We start from the raw sequence: 23,099 nt of genomic DNA on the forward strand, positions 1-23,099 counted from the left end.
TCTTCCGGAGGGGCCGAGGGGGCAGGTCGGGATGATCATCACCACGCGGATCCCGGGCGGGGGCTTCCTTCCGGTGCACCGGCCGGAGGAGTCCTCTCGTTCGGAGCTGCGCGGGCCGTCCCTCGGGAAGATCCACGGACCCGGCACGGTTGGTAGAGGCGTGAACACCACACGCGAGGTCGAGGTGGTCGTCATAGGCGCCGGTCAGGCCGGTCTGGCCGGCGCCTATCACCTGCGGCGATCCGGCTTCGAGCCGGACCGCGACTTCGTCGTGCTGGACCACTCCCCCGCCCCCGGCGGCGCCTGGCAGTTCCGCTGGCCGTCGCTGACGTACGGCAAGGTGCACGGGATGCACGCGCTGCCGGGCATGGAGCTCACGGACGCGGATCCGGCACGGCCGTCCGCCGAGGTGATCAGTGACTACTTCGACGGGTACGAGCGGACCTTCGACCTGCGGGTGCGGCGCCCCGTCGACGTGCGGGCCGTGCGCGAGGGGCCCGGCGGGCGGCTGCTGGTGGAGACCTCGCAGGGCGTGTGGGCGGCGCGGGCGCTGATCAACGCGACCGGCACCTGGGACCGGCCGTTCTGGCCGCGCTATCCGGGCCAGGAGACCTTCCGGGGGCGGCAGTTGCACACCGCGCAGTACCCAGGGCCGGAGGAGTTCGCCGGGCAGCGGGTGGTCGTGGTGGGCGGTGGCGCCTCGGGCACCCAGCACCTGCTGGAGATCGCCTCGTACGCGGCCGCCACGACCTGGGTGACCCGGCGTCCGCCCGTCTTCCGTGAGGGTCCCTTCGACGAGGACGCGGGCCGGGCGGCCGTCGCGCTCGTCGAGGAACGGGTACGGCAGGGCCTGCCGCCCAGGAGTGTCGTCTCGGTCACCGGGCTGCCCCTGAACGACGCGATCCGCCAGGGCATCGAGGACGGGGTGCTCGACCGGCAGCCGATGTTCGACCGCGTCACGCCGACGGGAGTCGACTGGCAGGACGGTCGCCACGTCGACGCCGACGTCATCCTCTGGGCCACCGGCTTTCGCCCGGCCATCGACCACCTCACCCCGCTGCGCCTGCGCGAGCGGGGCGGCGGCATCCGTCTGGAGGGCACCCGCGCGGCCGCCGACCCTCGTATCCACCTCGTGGGCTACGGCCCGTCGGCCAGCACCATCGGCGCCAACCGCGCCGGCCGCGCGGCCGTCCGGGACATCAGGCGGCTGCTGGCGCGGGAGCCGGTCGCCGCGTGAGACCCGGGCGGGTCATCCGGCCGCCCGCGCGCCGTCCTTCTTCTGCTGCGCGTTGAACTCCGCGACGTTGCGCTGGTGTTCCGCGTAGTCCGCGGTGAAGCGGGTGTCGCCCGGGCGGACCGTGACGAAGTACAGCCAGTCGCCCGGGGTCGGGTTGATGGCGGCGCGCATGGCCTGCTCGCCGGGGTTGTCGATGGGGGTGGGGGGCAGGCCCATGCGCTGGTACGAGTTGTAGGGGCTGTCGACGCGGGTGTCGCTCGGCGTGGTGCGCAGGGTGGAGCGGCCGAGCGCGTAGTTGAGGGTGGAGTCCATCTGCAGCGGCATGCCGCGTTCGAGGCGGTTGAAGACGACCCGGGCGACCTTGCCCATGTCGGCCTTGGTGGCCGCCTCCGCCTGGACGATGCTCGCGATGGTGACGGCCTGGTAGACGTTCATGGCGTTGCGCTGCGCTCCCGCGGCGATGGGCGCGCCGTTGAACTTCTCGTTCGCGGTGTCGACCATCAGCGCCAGGAGCTTCTCCGGGGTCGTCTTCTCCTGGAGCGGATAGACCGCCGGGAAGAGGTAGCCCTCCGGGTTGCCCTCGGCGTCGTTCGGCAGTTTGAGGGCGGCCTTCGCCAAGGACTTCTTCGTGCTGCCGGGAGGCAGGGCCAGGGCCTTGTCGACGGCGGCGTAGACCTGGCTCGCGCGCCAGCCCTCCGGGATCACCAGGGTCGTGGGCCGGGCGTCCTCCTCGGGCCCCAGGGTCAGCAGCGGCACCGCCACGGCGGTACCGACCACGACGGCTCCGGTCGCGACGAGGGCGATACGGCCCCGGCGCGTCAGTCGAATCGTGCTCCGTGGCGGAGTGTTCTTCTGCATGCGGGCACGGTAACCCGCATATCGTCATAAACCCGGCATATTTTCATCTTGTCGGTTCCAGTTGGGCGTCCCGGCGTACGAGAGCGGCGTACCGGCCGTGCCGCTCCAGCAGTTCCTCGTGCGTACCGAGTTCGACGGCGCGCCCCGAGTCGAGGACCACGATCTGGTCGGCGCCCCGGACGGTGGACAGCCGGTGGGCGATGGTGAGCGTGGTGCGGTTCGCCGACAGCGCGTCGATGGCGTCCTGCACGGCCGCCTCGGTCCGGGTGTCCAGGGCGCTGGTGGCCTCGTCGAGGATGAGGACCGGCGGGTCGCGCAGGATCGTGCGGGCGATGGCCAGGCGCTGCTTCTCGCCGCCGGAGAAGCGGTGGCCGCGCTCACCGACGACCGTGTCGTAGCCGTCGGGCAGGGACGCGATGTGGTCGTGGATCTGCGCCGCCTTCGCCGCCTGGTGCAGCTCCTCGTCGGTGGCGTCGGGCTTGGCGAAGCGCAGGTTGTCGGCGACCGAGGCGTGGAAGAGGTACGTCTCCTGCGAGACGACGCCGACCGCGCGCGCCAGGGTGTCGAAGTCGAGGTCGCGGACGTCGACCCCGTCGAGGGTGACGCGTCCGCCCGTCACGTCGTAGAGGCGGGGCACCAGGTAGCCGAGCGTGGACTTGCCGGCGCCGGTCGGGCCGACGACGGCGAGGCTGCCGCCGGCCGGGACGGTGAGGTCGATGCCGTCGAGAACCGGGCCGTCCTTGTCGTCGTAGCCGAAGGAGACCTTCTCGAAGCGCACCTCGCCCTTGACCCGGTCGAGGTGGACCGGGTCCGCGCGCTCGGTGATGTCGATCGGCAGGTCGAGGTACTCGAAGATGCGCTGGAAGAGGGCGAGCGAGGTCTGGATCTGCACACCCGTCGACAACAGGCTCACGGCCGGGCGGAACAGGCCCTGCTGGAGCGAGACGAAGGCGACGATCGTGCCGAGGGAGACCTCGGGGCCGCCCAGCTGGAGGGCCATGCCGGCGGTCCAGTAGATGACGGCGGGCAGGGCCGCCATGACGATCGTGATGACGGCCATGCGCCAGCGGCCGGCCATGTTGGACCGCACTTCCAGCTCGACGAGTTCCTCGGACTCGTCGGCGAAGGACTTGGTCAGCGAGTCGGAGCGGCCCATCGTGCGGCCGAGCAGGATGCCGCTGACGGAGAGCGACTCGGTGACCGTGGCGGCCATGGCCGCCATCTGCTTCTGGCGCTGGGTGGTGATCTTCCGCCGTTCGTTGCCGACGCGGCGGCTGATCCACACGAACACCGGCAGCAACAGCAGCGAGACGACGGTCAGGCGCCAGTCGAGGACGACCATCGCGACGATCGTGGCGACGACGCTGGTGAGGTTGGAGACCAGGGACGTCGCGGTGGAAGTGACGGTGGCCTGCATGCCTCCGATGTCGTTGGCGATGCGGGACTGCACCTCGCCCGTGCGGGTGCGCGTGAAGAAGGCGAGGGACATGCGCTGGAGCCGGCCGTAGACGGCGGTGCGCAGGTCGTGCATGACGCGCTGGCCGACCGTCGTGGAGATCAGGGTCTGGAGGACACCGAAGACGCTGGTGAGGACGGCGCTGAGGATCATGCCGAGGGCGAGCAGGCTGAGCAGGCCGGTGCGCCCCTGCGGGATCGCGACGTCGAGGATCTCCTTCAGCAGGAAGGGCGTGGCGACCGAGACCAGCGACGCGGCGCCGACCAGCAGGCCGACGACCGCCAGGCGGCCCCGGTAGGGGCGGAAGAGCCTGAGGATGCGGCGGACCTGCCGGGGCTGTTCCTTCGCGTCGGCGGGTGCGCTCCAGGGGGCTTCACGGTCGGGATGCATGGGCTCCTTCGAGAGAGCGGTACGGGCGGCGGTACGGGGTGGGGCCAGGACGGCTGTACAGGGCGGGGCGAGCGGCGGATCGGATCGTAGCTCATTGTTACCTATACTCACAATGAACATCATCCTGATATTGTTCCCGCATGACCTCCCCCGATTCCGACGGCCTGCTCGCCGAGCAGTTGCTGCGGCTCACCCGCCGGGTGCACCGCATCCAGAAGCACCATCTGGAGCGGCGCGACCTCGGCATCACACCGGCCCAGTCCCGGCTGCTGCGCACCCTCGCGCACTGGGGTTCGCCGCCGCGGATGGCCGACCTGGCCGAGCGCCTGGAGGTGGTGCCGCGGGCCGTGACGACACTGGTCGACGGGCTGGAGGCGAGCGGCAAGGTGCGGCGGGTCCCGGACCCGGCGAACCGGCGGGTGATCCGCATCGAGCTCACGGACGACGGCCGCAAGGCGCTGGGCGAACTGCGGGCGGCGCGCAGGTCGGCCGCGGAGGAGATCCTCGCGCCGCTGACGGAGGAACAGCGCGGGGCGCTCGGGGGGTTGCTGAACACGCTGATCGACGGGGCGCCGGTGCGGCGGTGCTGAAGCACGTTCACGACCGGGCACGCGAAACGGGCCGCGGCCGCCGCTCTCCTGTTGGAGCGGTGGCCGCGGCCCGGTCGGTGTCGGTCGCCTTGGTCAACTGACCTCGGGGGCGGGTTCCTTGGGCTTCTGGGTGGGGATGCCCGGCGCGGGGTCGGCCGCCGCCGAGGCCTCGATGCCTGCCCCGCCGCCGTCCTGCTCGTCGTCGGGTGCGGACGTGTCCTCCCCGTCGAGCGTCTTCCTGGCCCGCTCGATGTCCAGCGCGCCCTCCCAGCGGGACACCGCGAACACGGCGACGCAGTTGCCGAGCAGGTTCGTGACGACGCGCATCGAGTCCATGATGCGGTCCACGCCGAGCAGCAGGGCGACGGCTCCGGCCGGGATGGCGCCCAGGGACGAGGCCGTCGCGGACAGGGCGAGGAACGCCGAACCGGGGATGCCCGCCATGCCCTTGCTGGTCAGCATCAGCACCAGGACCACGGTGATCTGCTGGCTCAGGCTGAGGTCGACGCCCACGGCCTGGGCGATGAACAGCGTGCCGATCGACAGGTAGAGCGAGGCGCCGTCGAGGTTGAAGGAGTAGCCCGTCGGCAGCACCAGACCCACCGCGTCGTCGCGGGCACCGGCCCGGCGCAGCTTCTGCATCACGCGCGGCATGACCGACTCGGTGGACGCGGTGCCGAGCGCGAGCAGCATCTCCTCGCGGATGTAGCGCAGGAATTTCCAGAGGCTGAGCCCGGTCACCAGCCGCAGGGCGACGGCGAGCAGGGCGACGAACAGCGCGGCCGCCACGTAGCAGAGCACAATGAGCTTGGCGTACGTCTTCATCACGCCGAGCCCGTAGTTGCCGACCAGGTGGGCCATCGCGCCGAACACCGCGAGCGGGGCGAGCCGCATGATGAACCCGACGACCGTGAAGATCACGTCCTGGGCCTGGTCGATGGCGGGCAGGATCTTCGGCACCCTGGTGTGTCCGAGGTGCAGCAGGGCGGCGCCCACCAGGCAGGCCAGGATGAGGACTTGGAGCAGTTGGTTCTCGGCGAAGGCGCCGACGAAGCTCTCGGGCAGCGCGTTGAGGGCGAACTCGGTCGTCGAGGGCAGATGACCACCGCCCGTCGTCTGGTCCACCGCGGCGGCGTCCAGCGAGGAGGGGTCGACGTTCATGCCCTTGCCGGGCCCGACGACGTTGGCGGCGACGAGACCGATGACGAGGGCCGCCGTGGAGGCGACCTCGAACCAGATCAGGGCCTTGACGCCGATCCGGCCGAACGCTTTCAGGTCACCGGCCTTGGCGATGCCGACGACGACCACGCAGAACACCAGCGGCGAGATCACCGTCTTGATGAGCCGGGTGAAACCGTCGCCGAGCGGCTGGAGAGCCGTGGCCGTGTCCGGCCACAGCTTCCCGACGAGGATTCCGAGGACGAGCGCGCAGAGGACCTGCGCGAAGAGTGAGGTACGCAGGGTGCGTGCGACGCGCCGCGGCAGGGACGGTACGGACGGTGGCACGAGGCCTCCTTGGGGGACGGGACACACAGAGGCCGGAGGGGACTTCTGCGATACGGAAAGCGGCTTCCGTAGCCGTACACACTGGAGGCTGTCTTGATCGCGCACAAGACCGCAACGTTTCAGCCACGTAAAAGCGTCCTACGTGGCGCATGTCACATGAGCCACACAGGCCCCCTCAGCAACGCCGGTGGTCTCCCGTGAGCACCCCTTGGACGGTGGTCAGCGTGCGGTCGTAGCAGCCGGTCGAGCCGTACAGCCGGTAGCGCTCGCTCGTCGTGCCGACCGCGTGCCGCTGGTCGCGGGGCACGTTCGCCGTGTACGTGGCGTCGCCCGTGTAGGAGTCGTCGAGCCGCGTCCACGCCGTACGACGGCCGTCGCGCGTCTCGACGGTCGTGGCGCGGTCGCCGAGGGCCAGCACGGTGCGCAGCCGGTCACCCGCGCCGAGCGTCGTCGTGCCGTCCATCGTGTAGGTCCGGTGCGTGCGGGTGGTGCGGGCCGGGCCGCGTGCGTCGACGGTCACCGACTCCTCGTCGCTCCAGGCGGCTTCGAGGGCATCGGTCGTCTCGCCGTCCGTCCAGCGGTGCTCGGAAGTGTGGGCGAGCGAACGGCCGACGGTGGTCGTGACCCGGCCGTGCGAGGTGTCCACGTATCCGGCGACGGTCAGCCGGTGGGCGCCCTCGGTGTCGACCCGGTGCTCCGGACCTGGCGTGTACGACGAGGAGTCGGCGAGGTCGCCCGCCTTGTGCGCGGTGAGCTTCCCGGGCACGTGGGCGCGCTGCTCGTCCTGCCAGACGAGGACGTTCACGGGGGTGCTCCAGCCGGTCTGCCCCTCGGGCACGCCGACGACCGAGACCTCGACGCGGTGCGGACGGCCGTCGTTGAGGAGCCCGGCGAAGGGGGTGAGGTCGTAGGTGATCGGCTTGATGTCGAAGGCGCGCGGGCCCGGGATGACGTACCAGAGGAACGGGTTGGACCAGCCGCCGGTCCACACGGTGGGGAACGGTGCGGCGATGCCCGCGAGCCGGCCGTCCACGCTGATCTGCACCTCGCGGTAGGGGCCTCGGCCCGCCTCGCACGAGTACGGCGCCGGGTCGGGCACCGTCAGGTACCAGTACTCCTCGCAGCCGCCGCCGGAGCCGGTGGCGTACACCTCGGCGACGACGCGTTCGCTGTTGCGCGGAGTCGTGAGGGTGGTCGCGCCGTCGGTCCCCCGGTCGAGGGTGAGGACCCGGTCGGGGCTCTTCCCGTCGGGGCGGCCCTGGTGGAACGTCAGGGTGACCTTGACGTCGAGGACGCCCGTGTAGGTGTCGTCGACGACGTTCCCGATGAGCATCTCGACGTCCTGGCGGCCGCGGAAGGTGTCGCTGTAGCGGGTGACGTCCTTCTCCACCGACCACTCGATGCCGTCGGGCGAGGGCTGCGGTGTCGAGGTGCGGAAGATCTCGACCCCGCCGACGTGCAGGTAGCCGAGCCGGTCGTACTGGCGCCCCTTGACCTTGCCGCCGAGCCGCAGCACCACCTTGCTCCAGCGGTCACCGCAGTCGGCGGGCGGTGTGTACGTGCCCCGGTACGGGGTGAAGTCGCGGAACTGCGCCTGGGCCAGGGTGACTTCGCACGACCTGCCGCCGGGCTTCGGGACGGGCGGGGCGGCTGTGACCGGGTCGTGCCAGTCGGTGCCGAACTCGGCGGGGACGTCGGCCGCACGGGCGGGACCGGTCCCGAGGAGGGTGCTCGCCAGGAGGGTCGCTCCGGCAAGCATGGACATGATGATCCGTCTCTTCATGGGCGGTGTTCTACGGGGACTCGGCCGCCTCCGCAATGAGTACCGGCCCGCCGAGCCGCCCTGTTCCCACCCCTGTCGGCCGGTTCCGTTCGGCGGGTCGAAAACCGGTTGCCCCCGAGCACGTGGCGAAGCGAACCTGTCACGGTTTGCTGCCCTCGGCCGAACGTTCATCCCCCCTCCCCATCCGCCCTTCCCCCCTCCCCATCCGCCCTTCCCCCCTCCCCATCCGCCCTTCCTCCATCCCCATTTCCCTGACACGAGCCACTGGGACGTCATGCAGATTCAAGACCTTCCGTACCCCGACCCGGGCGTGCCGGACGCGCGTTCGGGTCCCCGATTCCTGTGGTGGCTCTTCCGGAATCAGCTGGACGGGCAGCTCAAGTCGCTGGCCTGGGGGCTGCTGCACTTCGCCTCCGTCGCCTCGCTGCCGTTCTGCGTCGGTGTCGCCGTACAGGCCGTCGTCGACCGCTCCGGCGGGCAACTCGCCCTGGCGGGCGGCCTGCTGGTGCTGGCCTGCGTCGGCAACGCCGTCGGCGACACCTTCCTGCACCGCACCGCCATCACCAACTGGATCACGGCGGCCGCCCGCGTCCAGCAGCTGCTCGCCCGCAAGGCCGCCCAGTTGGGCTCGGCGCTGACCCGGCGCGTCGCGGCCGGTGAGGTCGTGGCGGTCTCCACGGGCGACGTCGAGAAGATCGGCTGGTTCGTGGAGGCCTGGTCGCGGTTCACCGCGGCGCTGGTCACCATCGTGCTGGTCTGCGTCGCGCTGCTCGTCTACCAGCCCGCGCTCGGCGTGGTCGTCGCGGTGGGACTGCCCGTGCTGGCGCTCGCCGTGCTGCCTCTGCTGCCCCGCGCCACCCGGCGTGCCGACGTGCAGCGCGAGAAGGCCGGACGCGCCACCGAGCTCGCCTCGGACACCGTCGCCGGACTGCGCGTGCTGCGCGGCATCGGCGGTGAGGAACTGTTCCTCGACCGCTACCGCCGCGCCTCCCAGGAGGTCCGGCACGCGGCGGTGCGCAGCGCCCGGATGTGGTCCCTGATCTCCGCGATCCAGGTCCTGCTGCCGGGACTGCTGCTCATCGCCGTCGTCTGGTACGGCGTGCACCTGGCCCGCCAGGGCCGGATCACCGTCGGCGAACTGGTCACCGTCTACAGCTCGGTGATGGTCCTCACCTATCCACTGCGGCACTTCGAGGAGATCGCCATGGCGTACTCCTTCTCCCGGCCGTCGGCCAAACGGGCCGCGGGCGTGCTGGCGCTGGAGCGGGCCACCGACACCGCCGGGTCGCGCGGGGCCGAGCTCCCGTCCGGAGACCTGTACGACCCGGACACCGGACTCCTCGCGCGCACCGGCCTGCTCACCGCCGTGGTGTGCGGCGACCCGGACGCGGCCGGCCGACTGGCGGAACGGCTGGGCGGGCACCCGCCGCAGGAGGGCACCTCGGTGCTGCTCGGCGGGGTGCCGCTCGACGAACTCCCGCTGGACAGTGCCCGTACGGCCGTCCTCGTCCAGGACAAGGACCCGGTCCTGCTGTCCGGCACCCTGCGCGAACTGCTCGACGTACCCGCCTCGGGCGACGTCGAACCGCGGGCGGCGCTGGCCGCCGCACAGTGCGACGACGTGCTGGCGGCGCTGGTGCAGGGCTCGGTGGACGCCGCCGACCCCATGGACGCGCGGATCACCGAACGCGGCCGGTCCCTGTCCGGCGGCCAGCGCCAGCGCCTCGCGCTCGCCCGGTCGCTGATCACGGACCCGGAGGTGCTCGTCCTGGACGAGCCGACCTCGGCCGTCGACTCGCACACCGAGGCCCGGATCGCGCAGGGCGTGCGGGAGTTGCGCGCGGGGCGCACGACCGTGGTGTTCACCTCCTCGCCGCTGCTGCTGGACCGCGCCGACCGGATCGTGTTCCTGCACGACGGCGAGGTCGTGGCGACCGGCACGCATCGCGAGCTGCTGCACACCGAGCCCCGCTACCGCGCGGTGGTCACCCGCGAGACGGACGACGAGGTCGCGCAGACCGGTTCCGTCGCCCTGAAGGACGTCCTGCACGAACTGGAAGAGATCGAGGAGAAGGCATGATCGGCGTCGCGCCACCGGCGTACGACCCGGCCGCCCCGACGACGGCGAACACCCTGCCGGTCGGCGCCCCCACGACCGTCCGCGCCTATGTGGCCGAACTGCTGCGCCGGCACCGCCGGGCGTTCGTGCTGCTCATCGTCGTCAACACGGTCGCCGTCGTCGCCTCGATGGCCGGTCCGTGGCTGCTCGGCGGAGTCGTGGAGCGGGTCTCCGACGGCGCGCGGGATCTGCGGCTGGAACTCACCGCTGGGCTGTTCGTGGTGGCGCTGGCCGTCCAGGCCCTGTTCGTCCGCCAGGTGCGGCTGCGCGGCGCGATGCTGGGCGAACGGATGCTGGCCGACCTGCGCGAGGACTTCCTCGTCCGGTCGGTCGGACTGCCGCCCGGCGTGCTGGAGCGGGCCGGGACCGGCGATCTGCTGTCGCGGATCACCACGGACATCGACCGGCTGGCCAACGCCATGCGGGAGGCCGTGCCGCAGTTGTCGATCGGCGTGGTGTGGGTGGTGCTGCTGATGGGCGGGCTGGTCGTCACGGCGCCGCCGCTGGCGCTCGCCGTGCTGCTCGCCCTGCCGCTGCTGATCACCGGCTGCCGCTGGTACTTCCGGCGGGCACCGGCCGCCTACCGCTCGGAGGCCGCCGGGTACGCCGCCGTGGCCGCCGCGCTCGCCGAGACCGTGGATGCCGGGCGCACCGTCGAGGCGCACCGCCTCGGCGACCGGCGCGTCGCGCTGTCCGAGCGCCGGATCAAGGAATGGACGGCCTGGGAGCGCTACACGTTGTGGCTGCGCTCGGTGCTCTTCCCGGTCGTCAACGTCACCCACGTGACCGTCCTCGGCTCGGTCCTGCTGGTCGGGGGCGTGTTCGCCCTGCACGGCTGGATCGACGTGGGCCAGCTCACGACGGGCGCGCTGATCGCCCAGATGCTCGTCGACCCGGTGGGCATGATCCTGCGCTGGTACGACGAACTCCAGGTCGCCCAGGTGTCGCTGGCCCGGCTCGTCGGGGTCCGGGACATCGAGCCGGACGCCGGCGACCCCTCCGTGTCCCCCGACGGACGCCACGTGCACGCCGACCGCGTGCACTTCGGCTACGTGGAGGGCGTGGACGTCCTGCGCAAGGTGTCCCTGGAGGTCTCCCCCGGCACGCGGCTGGCCCTGGTCGGTCCCTCGGGTGCGGGCAAGTCGACGCTGGGGCGGCTGCTCGCCGGGATCTACGCGCCCCGGGACGGCCGCATCACGCTCGGCAGCGCCGAGTTGTCCCGGATGCCGGCGGAACGCGTCCGCGCCCATGTCGCCCTCGTCAACCAGGAGCACCACGTCTTCGTGGGCTCCCTGCGCGACAACCTCCGGCTCGCCCGGACCGGCGCGGGTGACGCCGAGCTGTGGGCGGCACTGGGCGCGGTCGACGCGGACGGCTGGGCCCGGGCGCTCGACGACGGCCTGGACACCGAGGTCGGCTCGGGCGGCCTGACGCTCACCCCTGCCCAGGCCCAGCAGATCGCCCTGGCCCGCCTGGTGCTGGCGGACCCGCACACTCTGGTCCTGGACGAGGCGACGTCCCTGCTCGACCCGCGCGCCGCCCGCCACCTGGAACGATCCCTGGCCAAGGTCCTCGACGGCCGCACCGTCGTCGCCATCGCCCACCGCCTCCACACCGCCCACGACGCGGACGTCATCGCCGTCGTCGAGAACGGCCGCATCAGCGAACTGGGCAGCCATGAGGAACTGGTGGCGGCGGACGGGGCGTACGCGGCGTTGTGGAGGTCGTGGCACGGGTGAGCGGTGGATGACGAGGCGGCCGGGGGCGACCAGGACCTCGTGAGAGGCAGGCCCTCGGCGGGCCTGACCGGGAGAGAGCGGCGTCCGGAACGACCGCCGCTCTGAAGGGGCCGGGCCTGGCGGTCCGGCCCCGTTCCGTTCCGGCCCGTTCCGGGGCCCGGCACCGATACGTCCGGCATCGGGGTCGGTCCCGCCTTCCGGGACCGACCCCGCCCCGTTGGGCCGCTTCCGGAGGTCCGCTTCCTGGTGGGCCACGTCCGGGGGCGCCTTCCGAGGGACGCCTTCCGAGGGCCACCTCCGGGGGCGCCTTCCGGGGGGTGCTTCCGAAGGCGGCCCCGGCGTCGGGCCCGTGCCCGGTCAGGACCGGGCAGGGCCACGCCGTGACCAGGCAGGACGGGGCCAGGCAGGACGGGGCCGGGCAGGACGGGGCCGGGCAGAACCGGGGCCGGGGCCAGGCCCCGGCGTCGGTCCCGTGCCGGGTCGGCCCATGCCGGATCGGGGCCCGGGCAAGGCCACGCCGTGGCTGGGCACGCCGGGGCCCGACAGGACCGCAGACCGGGCCGGGCAGGGCCACGTCCGGGTCGGGTCCGCCACCTGGCCGGTCACCGCCGGAGGCGTTCCGTGGCGTTGCGCGGTCCCGAGCCGGGGTGGAAGGCTGGAGTCAGGCACCGGCTCGGGGAAACGCCCGGGAACCGCGGCAGCGGTTCGGCGGCGGGCGGCGTCAGTGCTCCGTGTGGCGGCCCGGCGCGGGCCCCGGTGTGAACGGGCCCGCCCCACCCCTGGAGGTACCCGTGAAGAGCTCCGACGGCTGGGGAGACGACGTCTACCAGCCGGAACCATCCGAGCAGAGAGAGGACACGGGGCTGCTCGACGCCGAGGACACCCTGGAGTACGACGGCGTCGACGATCCCCTCGACCGCGGCTGGTCCCCTCCCGAGCGGCCCTGGGCCGTGGAGCACAGGGGCGTCACGGCGGCGGAGCGGCGGCAGGGCGAGACGCTGGACGAGCGGCTCGCCGAGGAGCTGCCGGAGTCCGTCGCCCCGGACGGTGACGGTCTCGGGGACTGCCAGGGCACCGACGGGGAACTCCTGGACAACGAGGTGGGCGCCGCCCGCTCCGGCCGGCTCGTCGCCCCTGACGAGGGCGCGCACGAGGACGAGGAGAGCGCGCTGGTCGCCATGGACGTGGGCATCGACGGCGCGGCGGCGTCGGCCGAGGAGGCAGCCGTGCACATCGTCGACGAGGACGTCCTGCCCGGCTGATCGCAGCACCGACCCGAGCGGCACGAGGAGCATCCATGCAGCAGGACAAGCACCCCGACTACCACCCCGTCGTCTTCCGCGACCGGGCCGCCGGTTACGCGTTCCTGACGCGGTCCACCGCGACCAGCGACCAGACCATCGAGTGGGACGACGGCGAGACCTATCCGGTCGTGGACGTGGAGATCTCCTCGGAGAGCCACCCCTTCTACACGGGCAAGGCCCGCACCGTGGACTCCGAGGGCCGGGTCGCCGCGTTCGAGCGCCGGTACGGCGGCCGCTGAGCCCGTCTCCTCCGGCCCGGCCCGCGCTCAGATGACTCAGATGACGTTGAGCGCCGCCGCGCAGCCCACCCCGCCGAGCAGCATGAACACCGGCATCAGCACCCTGAGCTCGACCCAGCTGCCCGCGCGGAACCGCAGGGCCTTCGGCGGCCCGACCGGGTACCAGCGCTTGCGCCCCACCGGTATGGGCCACAGGACGGGACAGCCCGAGACGGTGAGCGCGTCTCCGAGGTCGTGCACCAGCGCCCCCAGCACGACCGGCAGCCCCAGCCAGAGGTACTCCTGGCCCGGCGCCGTGAACAGCCAGTCCGCGCCGTTGCCCGGCTGATCCAGCACACCCGCGAGGATCCACGCGGTGGCCGCGGCCAGCAGCCACACCAGGACCTCGCTGCTGGAGCCGCGCGTCGCCCGCCACAGCAGACCCTCGATGGCCAGGACCATGTGCACGAAGAGGATCGCCAGCACCCCCCAGCGGTCGCTGGTGATCGCCACGGCCGAGGTGCCCGCACCGATCATCACCGCCCACAGCCAGGTGTGCGTGAGCGTCCGGTGCCCGCCGGAGCGACGCGGGTCGCCTTGTTTCTTGGTGGCTTTGTAGACGGCGTACGACAGCTTGTCGACGATCTCGCACAGCCACCGCGACAGCGGTCCGAAGGACCGGGAGATGGTGGCCGCCTTGTGGTCGAGGTCCGGGGCGAGCGCGGCACCGGCGCAGATCAGGGCGCCGACGAGGAGGACCGGCCAGGGCATCGGGTGCCCGGCCGCGGCGGCCGCCGCACCGACGCCGAGCCAGGCGGCGCCGCCCGACAGTGAGTGTGCTGGTCCCATCATCGGCGTGGCCCGCCCCATTCCTCGTGTACCGCTGTCCAGTTGACCGGCGCGCTGACATCCCGTCGGCGACACAGCGTAGCGTTCGCGATCTTCGCGCCCGCAGCCGATTCCCGCATCGGGCCGGAGGCCAGGCAAGATGGGGGGCGTGACCCTCATCGATCAGCTGCCGCGGACCGCCGACCCCGACGCCCTGTACGAAGCCTTCGAGTCGTGGGCCGGTGAGCGGGGTCTCACGCTCTACCCCCACCAGGAGGAGGCGCTGATCGAGGTGGTCTCCGGCGCGAACGTGATCGTGTCGACCCCCACCGGTTCCGGCAAGAGCATGATCGCGGCGGGCGCGCACTTCGCCGCGCTGGCGCGGGACGAGGTCACCTTCTACACCGCCCCCATCAAGGCGCTGGTGTCGGAGAAGTTCTTCGAACTGTGCAAGATCTTCGGCACGGAGAACGTCGGCATGCTGACCGGCGACGCGTCCGTCAACGCCGACGCCCCCGTGATCTGCTGCACCGCCGAGGTACTCGCGTCGATCGCGCTGCGCGACGGCAAGCAGGCGGACGTCGGCCAGGTCGTGATGGACGAGTTCCACTTCTACGCGGAGGGCGACCGCGGCTGGGCCTGGCAGATCCCGATCCTGGAGTTGCCGCAGGCGCAGTTCGTGCTGATGTCGGCGACGCTCGGCGACGTGTCCTTCTTCGAGAAGGACCTCACCCGCCGCACCGGCCGCCCGACCGCGGTGGTCCGCTCGGCGACCCGCCCCGTGCCCCTGTCCTACGAGTACCGCTACACCCCGCTCACGGAGACGCTCACCGACCTGCTGGCGGCGCGGCAGGCGCCCGTCTACATCGTGCACTTCACGCAGGCGCAGGCCGTGGAGCGGGCGCAGGCGCTGATGAGCATCAACATGTGCTCGCGTGAGGAGAAGGAGCAGATCGCCGAGCTGATCGGCAACTTCCGCTTCACCACCAAGTTCGGCCGCAACCTCTCCCGCTACGTCCGGCACGGCATCGGCGTCCACCACGCCGGCATGCTGCCCAAGTACCGCCGCCTGGTGGAGAAGCTCGCGCAGGCCGGCCTGCTGAAGGTCATCTGCGGCACGGACACCCTCGGCGTGGGCGTCAACGTCCCCATCCGCACGGTGCTGTTCACGGCCCTCACCAAGTACGACGGCACCCGCGTGCGCACCCTGCGCGCCCGGGAGTTCCACCAGATCGCGGGGCGCGCGGGCCGGGCCGGTTACGACACGGAGGGCTTCGTCGTCGCGCAGGCGCCCGAGCACGTCGTCGAGAACGAGAAGGCGCTCGCCAAGGCCGGTGACGATCCGAAGAAGCGCCGCAAGGTCGTCCGCAAGAAGGCCCCGGAGGGCTTCGTCGCGTGGTCGGAGCAGACCTTCGAGAAGCTCATCACCTCCGAACCGGAGCCGCTGTCCTCCCGGTTCCGGGTGACGCACACGATGCTGCTGTCGGTGATCGCCCGCCCCGGCAACGCCTTCGAGGCGATGCGCCACCTGCTGGAGGACAACCATGAGCCGCGCAAGCAGCAGTTGCGGCACATCCGCCGGGCCATCGCGATCTACCGCTCGCTGCTGGACGGCGGCATCGTCGAGAAGCTCGACGAGCCGGACGCCGCCGGCCGCATCGTCCGCCTCACCGTCGACCTCCAGCAGGACTTCGCCCTCAACCAGCCGCTGTCCACGTTCGCACTGGCCGCGTTCGAGCTGCTGGACCCCGAATCGCCGTCGTACGCGCTCGACATGGTGTCCGTGGTCGAGTCCACCCTGGACGATCCGCGGCAGATCCTCGCCGCCCAGCAGAACAAGGCGCGCGGCGAGGCCGTGGCCCAGATGAAGGCGGACGGGGTCGAGTACGAGGAGCGCATGGAGCGCCTCCAGGACATCACGTACCCGAAGCCCCTGGAGGAGCTGCTCTTCCACGCGTACAACACGTACCGCAAGAGCCACCCCTGGGTCGGCGACCATCCGCTGTCGCCGAAGTCGGTCATCCGCGACATGTACGAACGGGCGCTGTCCTTCACGGAGTTGGTGTCCCACTACGAGCTGGCGCGCACCGAGGGCATCGTGCTGCGCTACCTGGCCGGCGCCTACAAGGCCCTCGACCACACCGTCCCGGACGACCTGAAGTCCGAGGACCTCCAGGACCTGATCGAGTGGCTGGGCGAGATGGTGCGCCAGGTCGACTCCAGCCTGCTGGACGAGTGGGAGCAGCTCGCCAATCCGGAGGAGATGACCGCTGAGGAGGCCCAGGAGAAGGCCGACGAGGTCAAGCCGGTCACGGCCAACGCGCGTGCCTTCCGCGTCCTGGTCCGCAACGCCATGTTCCGCCGGGTGGAGCTGGCCGCCCTCGACCAGGTCGGGGAACTCGGCGAGATGGACGCGGAATCCGGCTGGGACGCCGACGCCTGGGGCGAGGCGATGGACAAGTTCTGGGACGAGTACGACGACCTCGGCACCGGCCCCGACGCCCGCGGCCCCAAGCTGCTGATCATCGAGGAGGAGCCGGAGAACGCCCTGTGGCGGGTCCGGCAGATCTTCCACGACCCGAACGGCGACCACGACTGGGGCATCAGCGCGGAAGTCGACCTCACCGCCTCCGACGCCGAGGGCCGGGCGGTCGTCCGCGTCACCGACGTCGGCCAGCTGTGAACGGCACGGCAGCAGCGAGCACAGGAGAATCCCACGCATGACGACGAATCCGGCCGAGAGACTGGTCGACCTGCTCGATCTGGAGCAGATCGAGGTCAACATCTTCCGTGGCCGCAGCCCGCAGGAGTCCCTCCAGCGGGTTTTCGGCGGCCAGGTGGCGGGCCAGGCCATGGTCGCCGCCGGCCGCACCACGGACGGTGACCGTCCCGTGCACTCACTGCACGCGTACTTCCTGCGCCCGGGCATCCCGGGCGTGCCGATCGTCTACCAGGTCGAGCGGGTGCGCGACGGGCGGTCGTTCACGACCCGCCGCGTCACGGCCGTGCAGCAGGGCCGTACGATCTTCAATCTCACCGCCTCCTTCCACAAGCCGGAAGAGGGCAGCTTCGAGCACCAACTGCCTCCGGCCCGCAAGGTCCCGGACCCGGAGTCCCTGCCCACGGTCACGGACGAGATCCGCGAGCATCTGGGCACGCTGCCCGAGCAGTTGGAGCGGATGGCCCGCCGCCAGCCCTTCGACATCCGCTACGTGGACCGGCTGCGCTGGACCACCGAGGAGGTCGCGGACGCCGAGCCGCGCAGCGCCGTGTGGATGCGCGCGGTCGGTCCGCTGGGCGACGACCCGCTCGTGCACACCTGCGCCCTCACCTACGCCAGCGACATGACCCTCCTGGACGCCGTCCGCATCCCGGTCGAGCCGCTGTGGGGCCCGCGGGGCTTCGACATGGCGTCACTGGATCACGCCATGTGGTTCCACCGCCCGTTCCGCGCGGACGACTGGCTGCTGTACGACCAGGAGTCGCCCATCGCGGTCGGCGGGCGCGGTCTGGCCCGGGGCCGCATCTACGACCGTGAGGGCCGACTGGTCGTGTCGGTCGTGCAGGAGGGGTTGTTCAGGAAGCTGGGCTGAACCCACCGCGACAGGGTGCTGCTCGGCTCCGATCGCGCGCGTGCCCGGTTCCGGCGACCATGGCAGGAGGAGGCACCGCCGGCGTCACACGCCCGCCGATCCGGGAGGTGGCCACGCTGCACACCGTGCTCCCCGTCGTCTTCGCGGTCTGCGCCGCCCTCAGCAACGCCGTCGCGACGGTGTTGCAACGCAAGGCGGCACTCACCGTGCCGCGCTCCCAGGGGCTCCGGGCCGGGCTGATCGCCGACCTGCTGCGCCGGCCCGTCTGGCTGGCCGGCATCGGCGCGGTGATCGCCGCCGCCGTCTGCCAGGCGCTGGCGCTGGCGACCGGGCCGCTGACGATCGTGCAGCCCCTGTTCGTGCTGGAGCTGCCCCTCACCCTCGTCGTCGCGTCGCTGCTGATGCACCGGCATCTGCCCCGCACGGGGTGGGTGGCCGTGACGGTGGTGGTGGCCGGCCTGGCGGTCGCGCTCGCCGCCGCCTCCCCCGCCGGTAATCGCACCCATGTCGAGCTGGACCGCTGGCTCCCCGCCCTCGCCGTGTGCGCCGGAGCGGTCGCCGGCCTCGCCGTAGCCGCCCTGCGCCGCCCGGAGGGGCGGGCCCGGGCGGCGTGTCTGGGTGCCGCGACGGCGATCAGCTACGCGGTGACCGCGGCGCTGATGAAGACTGCCATGCACATCCTCGACGAGCAGGGACTCGTGGGCTTCCTCACCGCCTGGCAGACCTACGCGTTCGCCGCGGCAGGCGTGTGCGCGCTGTTCCTCCTGGAGAACGCGATGCAGGCCGGCCCGCTGGTCGCCTCCCAGCCCGCCCTCACCCTCGGTGACGCGCTGGTGAGCCTCGCCCTCGGCATCCTGCTGTACGAGGAGACGGTCCGCACCGGGTGGTGGCTGCTGCCCCAGCTCTTCGGTGTCGCGCTGATCGCCGCGGGCGTCTTCGCCCTGGCGCGGATCCCGTTCACACAGTCGCTCGTGACACCGGACGAGGAACGCCGGACGGCGGGGGTGCCCTGAGTGCCGTGGTCGCCGATATCGGGGAAGGTGAGGAGGCGCAGCGGGCGGACCTGGCCCCGGCGGGGTGACCCCTCCCCTCCCCCTCCCGCCGCCTGATCACGCGTCCGACTGACACCGCGGGCACCACACCGTGCCACGCCCCGCCATCCTGGACCGCCGCAGGCCGCTGCCGCAGCGCGGGCACCTGGGGTCGGGGTCGTCGCGGTGGCCGGTCAGCCAGGATTCCCGCGGCGGCACGCACCCCGCGTTGACGGCGGACCGCAGGGTCCTGCGCATCTCGCTGTACAGGCGACGGCGGTCGTCCTGGGTGAGCTCCCGCGCCCGGCGGTCAGGGCGCAGCCGGGCGCGCCACAGGATCTCGTCGGCGAGCAGATTGCCGAGGCCGGCCAGGACGGACTGGTCGGTGAGCGCGGTCTTCAGGTGCCCGCGGCGCGACGAGAGCACCGCCTCGAATTCCGCGCGGTCCACCGCCATCGCGTCGGGGCCCTGCCGACGGAGCAGCCGGTCGAGATCGGAGTCGTCGTGGGCCAGCCACAGGCCCTGGAGTTTGCGCTGGTCACGGAAGCGCAGCTGACGGTTGCCGCTCAGGGTGAACAGCACGCGGTCATGGGCTTCGACGGGGTCCTCGGGACGTCCGCAGACCAGTCGGCCTGTCATGCCGAAGTGCAGCACGAGGGTGGGGCCGCCGGTGCGGGCGAGCAGCCACTTGCCGTGCCGCTCCGGCGTGCCGAACCGTCGTCCCTCCAGCGCGTCACGCAGGCCCCGGCCCCCGACGCCGTGCAGGACGCCAGCGTCCCGCACCTCGATTCGCCGCACGACCCGTCCCTTGGCGCAGGACTCCAGCACCTGCCGGAAGCCCTCGACATCGGGCAGCTCGGGCATGACCGGCGGATCAGGTTTCCTGGAGGACGGACAGCACGTTCCCCGCCGGGTCGGTGAACCACGCGATCAGCGGGCCACCGCCGCGGAAGATGCCCTTGTCGTCCGCCTTGAGGTGGTCGTAGCGCTCGAAACGCACCCCCCTTCTGCTCAGCTCGTCGACCGCCGCCTCGATGTCGTCGACGGGGAAATTGAGGATGGTGTACGTCGCCGGGGTGTGATCCTTCTTCGGGTAGACCAGGATGTCCCGGTCGCCCGCGATGTGAAGGATCAGCATGCCGTGCTCTTCCGAGACGCGCAGTCCCAGCGTGTCCCCGTAGAACGTCCTGGCCGCCTCGATGTCGTTCACCGAGAACCCGCTGTACGCCTTCGTCGTAGCGAACATGATCGCCTCCCGGACCTAGTCTCCTCACAGGTCGGACCGGGACGCATCCGGAAACTCATCGCTCATCGGGCGGACAGCGGGGCACGCGCCCTCCGCTCCCGGCAGAGGGCGGGCAAGGTCACCCCGTCGGCCACCGACTTCTGCGGCGCAGCCAGCCCAGGAGGCCGTGGGAAGGGGCGTGGTCCGGGAGGGCCGGACGGTCCGCCTCCCGTAGGGCCGGTTCGGGGGACGGGCGTGGTGCCGGATGTCGCCTTCGGGCCGTTTCCATCGTGTGGGCGAGGTCCGCGCGGAACCAGGCCACCTCGTCCGGCTCGCTCGCCGTCATGAGCTCCTGGGCCCGCTCGGCGGCGGGCGAGCCGGGTGCGCCGTGGGCCGGGAGCCGGGGGCGGTAGCGGTTCAGGCGGTCGCGCTCGTGCGGGTCCTCGACGACGTCCGCCACGTCGGCCGGGTCGAGGAGGCAGGCGACGGCCGCCGCATGCGCCCACGGGTCGTCTCCCGCCTGTCGCAGCAGGAACCCGATGTGCCGTCCCCGCCAGTTGCGGGGGCGCCGGTCCATCTTTGCCTTCATCCCGTCCCGCACTTCCGCGGGCACGCGGCCGGCCAGCAGCCGGGCGTTGCTCTTCTCGGCGGCGAACTGCCTTAGTTCCTCGGCCAGATAGAGCCAGACGACGGTGCGGTAGCGGTTGAGGTAGAACCGTACGGGCACGAGCAGGCCGAAGCGCGCGAGGCTCGTGAACCTGGTGGGCGGGACGCCCATGATCTCGGCGCCCTCATGGGTGCCCGCGGTCGCGACGCGCTCGCGCAAGGCGTCGGGGAAGCGGTCCTCGGCGCGCAGCCGGTCGATCTCGGCGCGGGCGACCCGTCGGCCTGCGCCTCCTTCGTCGGGGACGGTCCGAATGAGTCCGAGATTCACCGCCAGGTCGAACTCCCCTCGCTTCAGGTCGAGTTCGCGGGCGGCCCGGCTCGGGGCGCAGGTGAGGCGGTCGGATTTCGCGATGGTGCCTGACATGGTCGGTCTCCCCCGTGGAGTCGGCGGCTCACGCCGTGTGCGGTCGCCGTGAAAAAACCGTAGCCGCTTCGGCGGATCTCGTGGCGAGCCTGTGGATAACTCCGCGGGGGATGACGAACGTGCAGGTCAGGCACCTGTTTCCGGTTTCCGCTCGGGCTGGCGCGCATCCACGTCGAGGTGCTCGCCGACCCGGTTGACCAGAAGGGTCATCTCGTAGGCGATCTGCCCGATGTCGGCCTCCGCGCCGCTGAGGACGCACAGACAACTGCCCGTGCCGGCCGCGGTGACGAAGAGCACCGCGTCGTCGAACTCGATCATCGTCTGGCGTACGCTGCCCGCGCCGAAGTGCCGTCCCGAGCCCTTGGCCAGGCTGTGCAGTCCGGATGACACGGCCGCGAGGTGCTCCGCGTCCTCGCGGCGCAGTCCGGTGCTCGCCCCTGTCACCAGGCCGTCGTTGGACAGGACCAGTGCGTGCCGCACCTGGTGGACGCGCTCGGTCAGGTCGTCCAGCAGCCAGTCCAGTCCCTGGTTCTGCGCCATTCCGATCTCCCCGTTTTCTCCCCGTGCGATTCTCCTCCTGGCCGGAGGATCTCCACGCCAGCCTTCCCCACGACCGCGGTCGGGGCAAGGAGGATGGGAGCCATGGCAGAGAAGATGACCGACGCGCAATGGCGGGAGTTCGTTTCCCACGGCACCCGCACCGGAAAGCTCTCCACGGTCCGGGCCGACGGGAGCCCGCACGTGGCCCCGATCTGGTTCGTCCTGGACGGCGACGAGCTGGTGTTCAACACCGGCAAGGACACCGTGAAGGGACGCAATCTCATCCGTGACGGCCGGGTCGCCCTGTGCGTGGACGACGACCGGCCGCCGTACTCCTTCGTGGTCGTGCGGGGCCGCGCCCGTGTCTCGGAGGATCTCGACGAGATACGGCAGTGGGCCACCCGCATCGGCGCCCGGTACATGGGCGAGGAGCGCGCCGAGGAGTTCGGCGCCCGCAACGGGGTCCCGGGCGAACTCCTCGTCCGGGTCGCCATCGACAAGGTCCTGGCGGAGCGGGACGTCGCGGACTGACAGAGAGACACCCGGTCACCCGACCGAGTCGAGGAGCCGGGCGGTGTGCATCCGCCCGGCGTACTCGACGAGCCGGATCAGCACCTCCTTCCCCGAGTCACGGTCACGGGCGTCGCACAACACCACGGGCGTGCCCTGGTCGAGGTCGAGGGCGCGTGAGACGTCCGGAGCGCCGTGGTGCCGGGCGCCCGCGAAGCAGTTGACGGCCACCACGAAGGGGATGCGCCGGTGCTCGAAGTAGTCGACCGCGGGGAAGCAGTCCTCCAGGCGCCGGGTGTCCGCGAGGACCACCGCGCCGAGCGCCCCTTGCGACAACTCGTCCCACAGGAACCAGAACCGGTCCTGGCCCGGTGTGCCGAACAGGTACAGGGAGAGGCCGGAGCGAATGGTGATGCGTCCGAAGTCCATGGCGACGGTCGTGGTGGTCTTGTGGTCCACGCCGTCGGTGTCGTCCACCAACTGGCCGGCTTCACTGAGCAGTTCCTCGGTGCGCAGCGGCCGGATCTCGCTGACGGCGCCCACCAGGGTGGTCTTGCCCACGCCGAACCCGCCGGCGACCAGAATCTTCAACGCCAGTGCGGAGGTCTCGCCGCCGGTTGCGTCGGAGTGCTCGGAGACCATTGATCACTTCTCTCGGGAGTGCCGGCAAAGGGTGAGGTGGGAAGGGTGAGGTGAGCAGGGTGAGGTGAGTGCGGGGTGGTGTCATGCGTCTACAGCGCCCTCAGTCCTGCGATCACCTCGCGCAGAATCCGCTCGTCGGGCAGCTGTGCCGGCGGCACGGGGCGGCTGACGGTGACGCAGCCGAGTTCCAGGAGGTCGCCGAGGAGGACCCGGACGACGCCCACGGGCAGGTCCGCGCCCGCGGCGAGTTCGGCGACCGACTGGGTCTCCGTACGGCACAGGTCGAGGAGGTTGCGGTGTTCCGGGCCGAGCGGGGCGTCGTCCACGCCGGGTGCGGCCGGGTCGAGCGTGACCAGGGCGATCAGGTCGAACCGCACGCCGGTGGGGGCGGGCCGGGTGCGTCCGCCCGTCATGGCGTAGGGGCGGACGAGCGGGCCGGCCTCGTTGTCGTACCACTGGCTGCCCTGCTCGGCCGGGGGGCCCGTCATGTCCTCGGTCAT

At 71.7% G+C, this 23,099-nt stretch carries 21 protein-coding genes; 10 read left to right on the forward strand and 11 right to left on the reverse strand.

Annotation, left to right across the window (positions count from 1 at the left end; all coding sequences use genetic code 11):
* The first annotated feature begins 160 nt into the window (after positions 1-160).
* A complete protein-coding gene (locus ABZ192_RS08150; RefSeq protein ID WP_356923700.1) occupies positions 161-1,237 on the forward strand; it encodes an NAD(P)-binding domain-containing protein in 1,077 nt (358 codons plus the stop codon).
* Positions 1,238-1,249: 12 nt separating this feature from the next.
* On the opposite strand, the gene mltG is transcribed toward ABZ192_RS08150, so the two are convergent.
* Complete coding sequence (gene mltG, locus ABZ192_RS08155; protein ID WP_356923701.1) at positions 1,250-2,095, reverse strand: endolytic transglycosylase MltG; 846 nt, start codon at positions 2,093-2,095, stop codon at positions 1,250-1,252.
* Between the two features lie 43 nt (positions 2,096-2,138).
* Positions 2,139-3,941: an ABC transporter ATP-binding protein gene (locus ABZ192_RS08160; protein ID WP_356923702.1), complete on the reverse strand. Its 1,803-nt coding sequence runs from the start codon at positions 3,939-3,941 to the stop codon at positions 2,139-2,141.
* A gap of 140 nt (positions 3,942-4,081) precedes the next feature.
* Here ABZ192_RS08160 and ABZ192_RS08165 point away from each other — a divergent pair, with 140 nt between their 5' ends.
* On the forward strand, positions 4,082-4,531 hold the full coding sequence (locus ABZ192_RS08165) for a MarR family transcriptional regulator (protein ID WP_356923703.1): 450 nt from the start codon (positions 4,082-4,084) through the stop codon (positions 4,529-4,531).
* Positions 4,532-4,624: 93 nt separating this feature from the next.
* Here ABZ192_RS08165 and ABZ192_RS08170 read toward each other — a convergent pair whose 3' ends face one another.
* Positions 4,625-6,037 (reverse strand): cation:dicarboxylase symporter family transporter, encoded by a 1,413-nt coding sequence (locus ABZ192_RS08170; RefSeq protein WP_356923704.1) that lies wholly within the window; start codon positions 6,035-6,037, stop codon positions 4,625-4,627.
* Positions 6,038-6,212: 175 nt separating this feature from the next.
* On the reverse strand, positions 6,213-7,820 hold the full coding sequence (locus tag ABZ192_RS08175) for a peptide-N4-asparagine amidase (protein WP_356923705.1): 1,608 nt from the start codon (positions 7,818-7,820) through the stop codon (positions 6,213-6,215).
* Between the two features lie 274 nt (positions 7,821-8,094).
* Here ABZ192_RS08175 and ABZ192_RS08180 point away from each other — a divergent pair, with 274 nt between their 5' ends.
* The 4 genes from ABZ192_RS08180 (at position 8,095) to ABZ192_RS08195 (ending at position 13,221) form a co-directional block, all read left to right on the forward strand.
* The gene (locus tag ABZ192_RS08180) at positions 8,095-9,900 is read left to right on the forward strand and encodes an ABC transporter ATP-binding protein (protein WP_356923706.1); all 1,806 of its coding nucleotides are present in this window, start codon (positions 8,095-8,097) and stop codon (positions 9,898-9,900) included.
* On the forward strand, positions 9,897-11,678 hold the full coding sequence (locus ABZ192_RS08185) for an ABC transporter ATP-binding protein (protein ID WP_356923707.1): 1,782 nt from the start codon (positions 9,897-9,899) through the stop codon (positions 11,676-11,678). Before ABZ192_RS08180 ends, ABZ192_RS08185 begins: the two co-directional genes overlap by 4 nt.
* A gap of 791 nt (positions 11,679-12,469) precedes the next feature.
* Complete coding sequence (locus ABZ192_RS08190; protein WP_356923708.1) at positions 12,470-12,940, forward strand: DUF5709 domain-containing protein; 471 nt, start codon at positions 12,470-12,472, stop codon at positions 12,938-12,940.
* Positions 12,941-12,975: 35 nt separating this feature from the next.
* Positions 12,976-13,221 (forward strand): type B 50S ribosomal protein L31, encoded by a 246-nt coding sequence (locus ABZ192_RS08195; RefSeq protein WP_086563794.1) that lies wholly within the window; start codon positions 12,976-12,978, stop codon positions 13,219-13,221.
* Between the two features lie 36 nt (positions 13,222-13,257).
* On the opposite strand, the gene ABZ192_RS08200 is transcribed toward ABZ192_RS08195, so the two are convergent.
* Positions 13,258-14,052: a metal-dependent hydrolase gene (locus ABZ192_RS08200; protein WP_356923709.1), complete on the reverse strand. Its 795-nt coding sequence runs from the start codon at positions 14,050-14,052 to the stop codon at positions 13,258-13,260.
* Between the two features lie 145 nt (positions 14,053-14,197).
* Here ABZ192_RS08200 and ABZ192_RS08205 point away from each other — a divergent pair, with 145 nt between their 5' ends.
* The 3 genes from ABZ192_RS08205 to ABZ192_RS08215 all read left to right on the forward strand — a co-directional run bounded on the left by ABZ192_RS08205 (position 14,198) and on the right by ABZ192_RS08215 (position 18,634).
* Complete coding sequence (locus ABZ192_RS08205; protein WP_356923710.1) at positions 14,198-16,711, forward strand: DUF3516 domain-containing protein; 2,514 nt, start codon at positions 14,198-14,200, stop codon at positions 16,709-16,711.
* Between the two features lie 37 nt (positions 16,712-16,748).
* Positions 16,749-17,621: an acyl-CoA thioesterase II gene (locus ABZ192_RS08210; RefSeq protein ID WP_356923711.1), complete on the forward strand. Its 873-nt coding sequence runs from the start codon at positions 16,749-16,751 to the stop codon at positions 17,619-17,621.
* 116 nt (positions 17,622-17,737) lie between these two features.
* Complete coding sequence (locus ABZ192_RS08215; RefSeq protein ID WP_356923904.1) at positions 17,738-18,634, forward strand: DMT family transporter; 897 nt, start codon at positions 17,738-17,740, stop codon at positions 18,632-18,634.
* A gap of 96 nt (positions 18,635-18,730) precedes the next feature.
* Here ABZ192_RS08215 and ABZ192_RS08220 read toward each other — a convergent pair whose 3' ends face one another.
* From ABZ192_RS08220 to ABZ192_RS08235, 4 genes are all read right to left on the reverse strand, one after another.
* The gene (locus ABZ192_RS08220; protein WP_356923712.1) at positions 18,731-19,516 is read right to left on the reverse strand and encodes a DNA-formamidopyrimidine glycosylase family protein; all 786 of its coding nucleotides are present in this window, start codon (positions 19,514-19,516) and stop codon (positions 18,731-18,733) included.
* Between the two features lie 10 nt (positions 19,517-19,526).
* Entirely contained in the window at positions 19,527-19,898 is a 372-nt protein-coding gene (locus ABZ192_RS08225; RefSeq protein ID WP_356923713.1) for a VOC family protein, read from the reverse strand.
* Between the two features lie 118 nt (positions 19,899-20,016).
* Complete coding sequence (locus ABZ192_RS08230) at positions 20,017-20,907, reverse strand: DUF6397 family protein (RefSeq protein ID WP_356923714.1); 891 nt, start codon at positions 20,905-20,907, stop codon at positions 20,017-20,019.
* 126 nt (positions 20,908-21,033) lie between these two features.
* Complete coding sequence (locus tag ABZ192_RS08235; protein ID WP_356923715.1) at positions 21,034-21,447, reverse strand: roadblock/LC7 domain-containing protein; 414 nt, start codon at positions 21,445-21,447, stop codon at positions 21,034-21,036.
* Between the two features lie 102 nt (positions 21,448-21,549).
* On the opposite strand from ABZ192_RS08235, the gene ABZ192_RS08240 reads away from it, so the two are divergent.
* Positions 21,550-21,978 (forward strand): PPOX class F420-dependent oxidoreductase, encoded by a 429-nt coding sequence (locus tag ABZ192_RS08240; RefSeq protein WP_356923716.1) that lies wholly within the window; start codon positions 21,550-21,552, stop codon positions 21,976-21,978.
* A gap of 15 nt (positions 21,979-21,993) precedes the next feature.
* Here ABZ192_RS08240 and ABZ192_RS08245 read toward each other — a convergent pair whose 3' ends face one another.
* Positions 21,994-22,599, reverse strand: a complete 606-nt coding sequence (locus ABZ192_RS08245) for an ATP/GTP-binding protein (protein WP_356923717.1) — start codon at positions 22,597-22,599, stop codon at positions 21,994-21,996.
* Between the two features lie 89 nt (positions 22,600-22,688).
* Positions 22,689-23,099 (reverse strand): DUF742 domain-containing protein, encoded by a 411-nt coding sequence (locus ABZ192_RS08250; RefSeq protein WP_356923718.1) that lies wholly within the window; start codon positions 23,097-23,099, stop codon positions 22,689-22,691.

It is taken from the genome of Streptomyces sp. NPDC006235 (genome assembly GCF_040613735.1).
Classification (GTDB): domain Bacteria; phylum Actinomycetota; class Actinomycetes; order Streptomycetales; family Streptomycetaceae; genus Streptomyces.

Coding starts and splice junctions, on each gene's coding strand:
- ABZ192_RS08160 (WP_356923702.1), bottom strand. CDS start 3,941: ATGCATCCCGACCGTGAAGCCCCCTGGAGCGCACCCGCCGACGCGAAG.
- ABZ192_RS08175 (WP_356923705.1), bottom strand. CDS start 7,820: ATGAAGAGACGGATCATCATGTCCATGCTTGCCGGAGCGACCCTCCTG.
- ABZ192_RS08200 (WP_356923709.1), bottom strand. CDS start 14,052: ATGATGGGACCAGCACACTCACTGTCGGGCGGCGCCGCCTGGCTCGGC.
- ABZ192_RS08220 (WP_356923712.1), bottom strand. CDS start 19,516: ATGCCCGAGCTGCCCGATGTCGAGGGCTTCCGGCAGGTGCTGGAGTCC.
- ABZ192_RS08180 (WP_356923706.1), top strand. CDS start 8,095: ATGCAGATTCAAGACCTTCCGTACCCCGACCCGGGCGTGCCGGACGCG.
- ABZ192_RS08165 (WP_356923703.1), top strand. CDS start 4,082: ATGACCTCCCCCGATTCCGACGGCCTGCTCGCCGAGCAGTTGCTGCGG.
- ABZ192_RS08185 (WP_356923707.1), top strand. CDS start 9,897: ATGATCGGCGTCGCGCCACCGGCGTACGACCCGGCCGCCCCGACGACG.
- ABZ192_RS08230 (WP_356923714.1), bottom strand. CDS start 20,907: ATGTCAGGCACCATCGCGAAATCCGACCGCCTCACCTGCGCCCCGAGC.
- ABZ192_RS08250 (WP_356923718.1), bottom strand. CDS start 23,099: ATGACCGAGGACATGACGGGCCCCCCGGCCGAGCAGGGCAGCCAGTGG.
- mltG (WP_356923701.1), bottom strand. CDS start 2,095: ATGCAGAAGAACACTCCGCCACGGAGCACGATTCGACTGACGCGCCGG.
- ABZ192_RS08210 (WP_356923711.1), top strand. CDS start 16,749: ATGACGACGAATCCGGCCGAGAGACTGGTCGACCTGCTCGATCTGGAG.
- ABZ192_RS08235 (WP_356923715.1), bottom strand. CDS start 21,447: ATGGCGCAGAACCAGGGACTGGACTGGCTGCTGGACGACCTGACCGAG.
- ABZ192_RS08225 (WP_356923713.1), bottom strand. CDS start 19,898: ATGTTCGCTACGACGAAGGCGTACAGCGGGTTCTCGGTGAACGACATC.
- ABZ192_RS08245 (WP_356923717.1), bottom strand. CDS start 22,599: ATGGTCTCCGAGCACTCCGACGCAACCGGCGGCGAGACCTCCGCACTG.
- ABZ192_RS08195 (WP_086563794.1), top strand. CDS start 12,976: ATGCAGCAGGACAAGCACCCCGACTACCACCCCGTCGTCTTCCGCGAC.
- ABZ192_RS08240 (WP_356923716.1), top strand. CDS start 21,550: ATGGCAGAGAAGATGACCGACGCGCAATGGCGGGAGTTCGTTTCCCAC.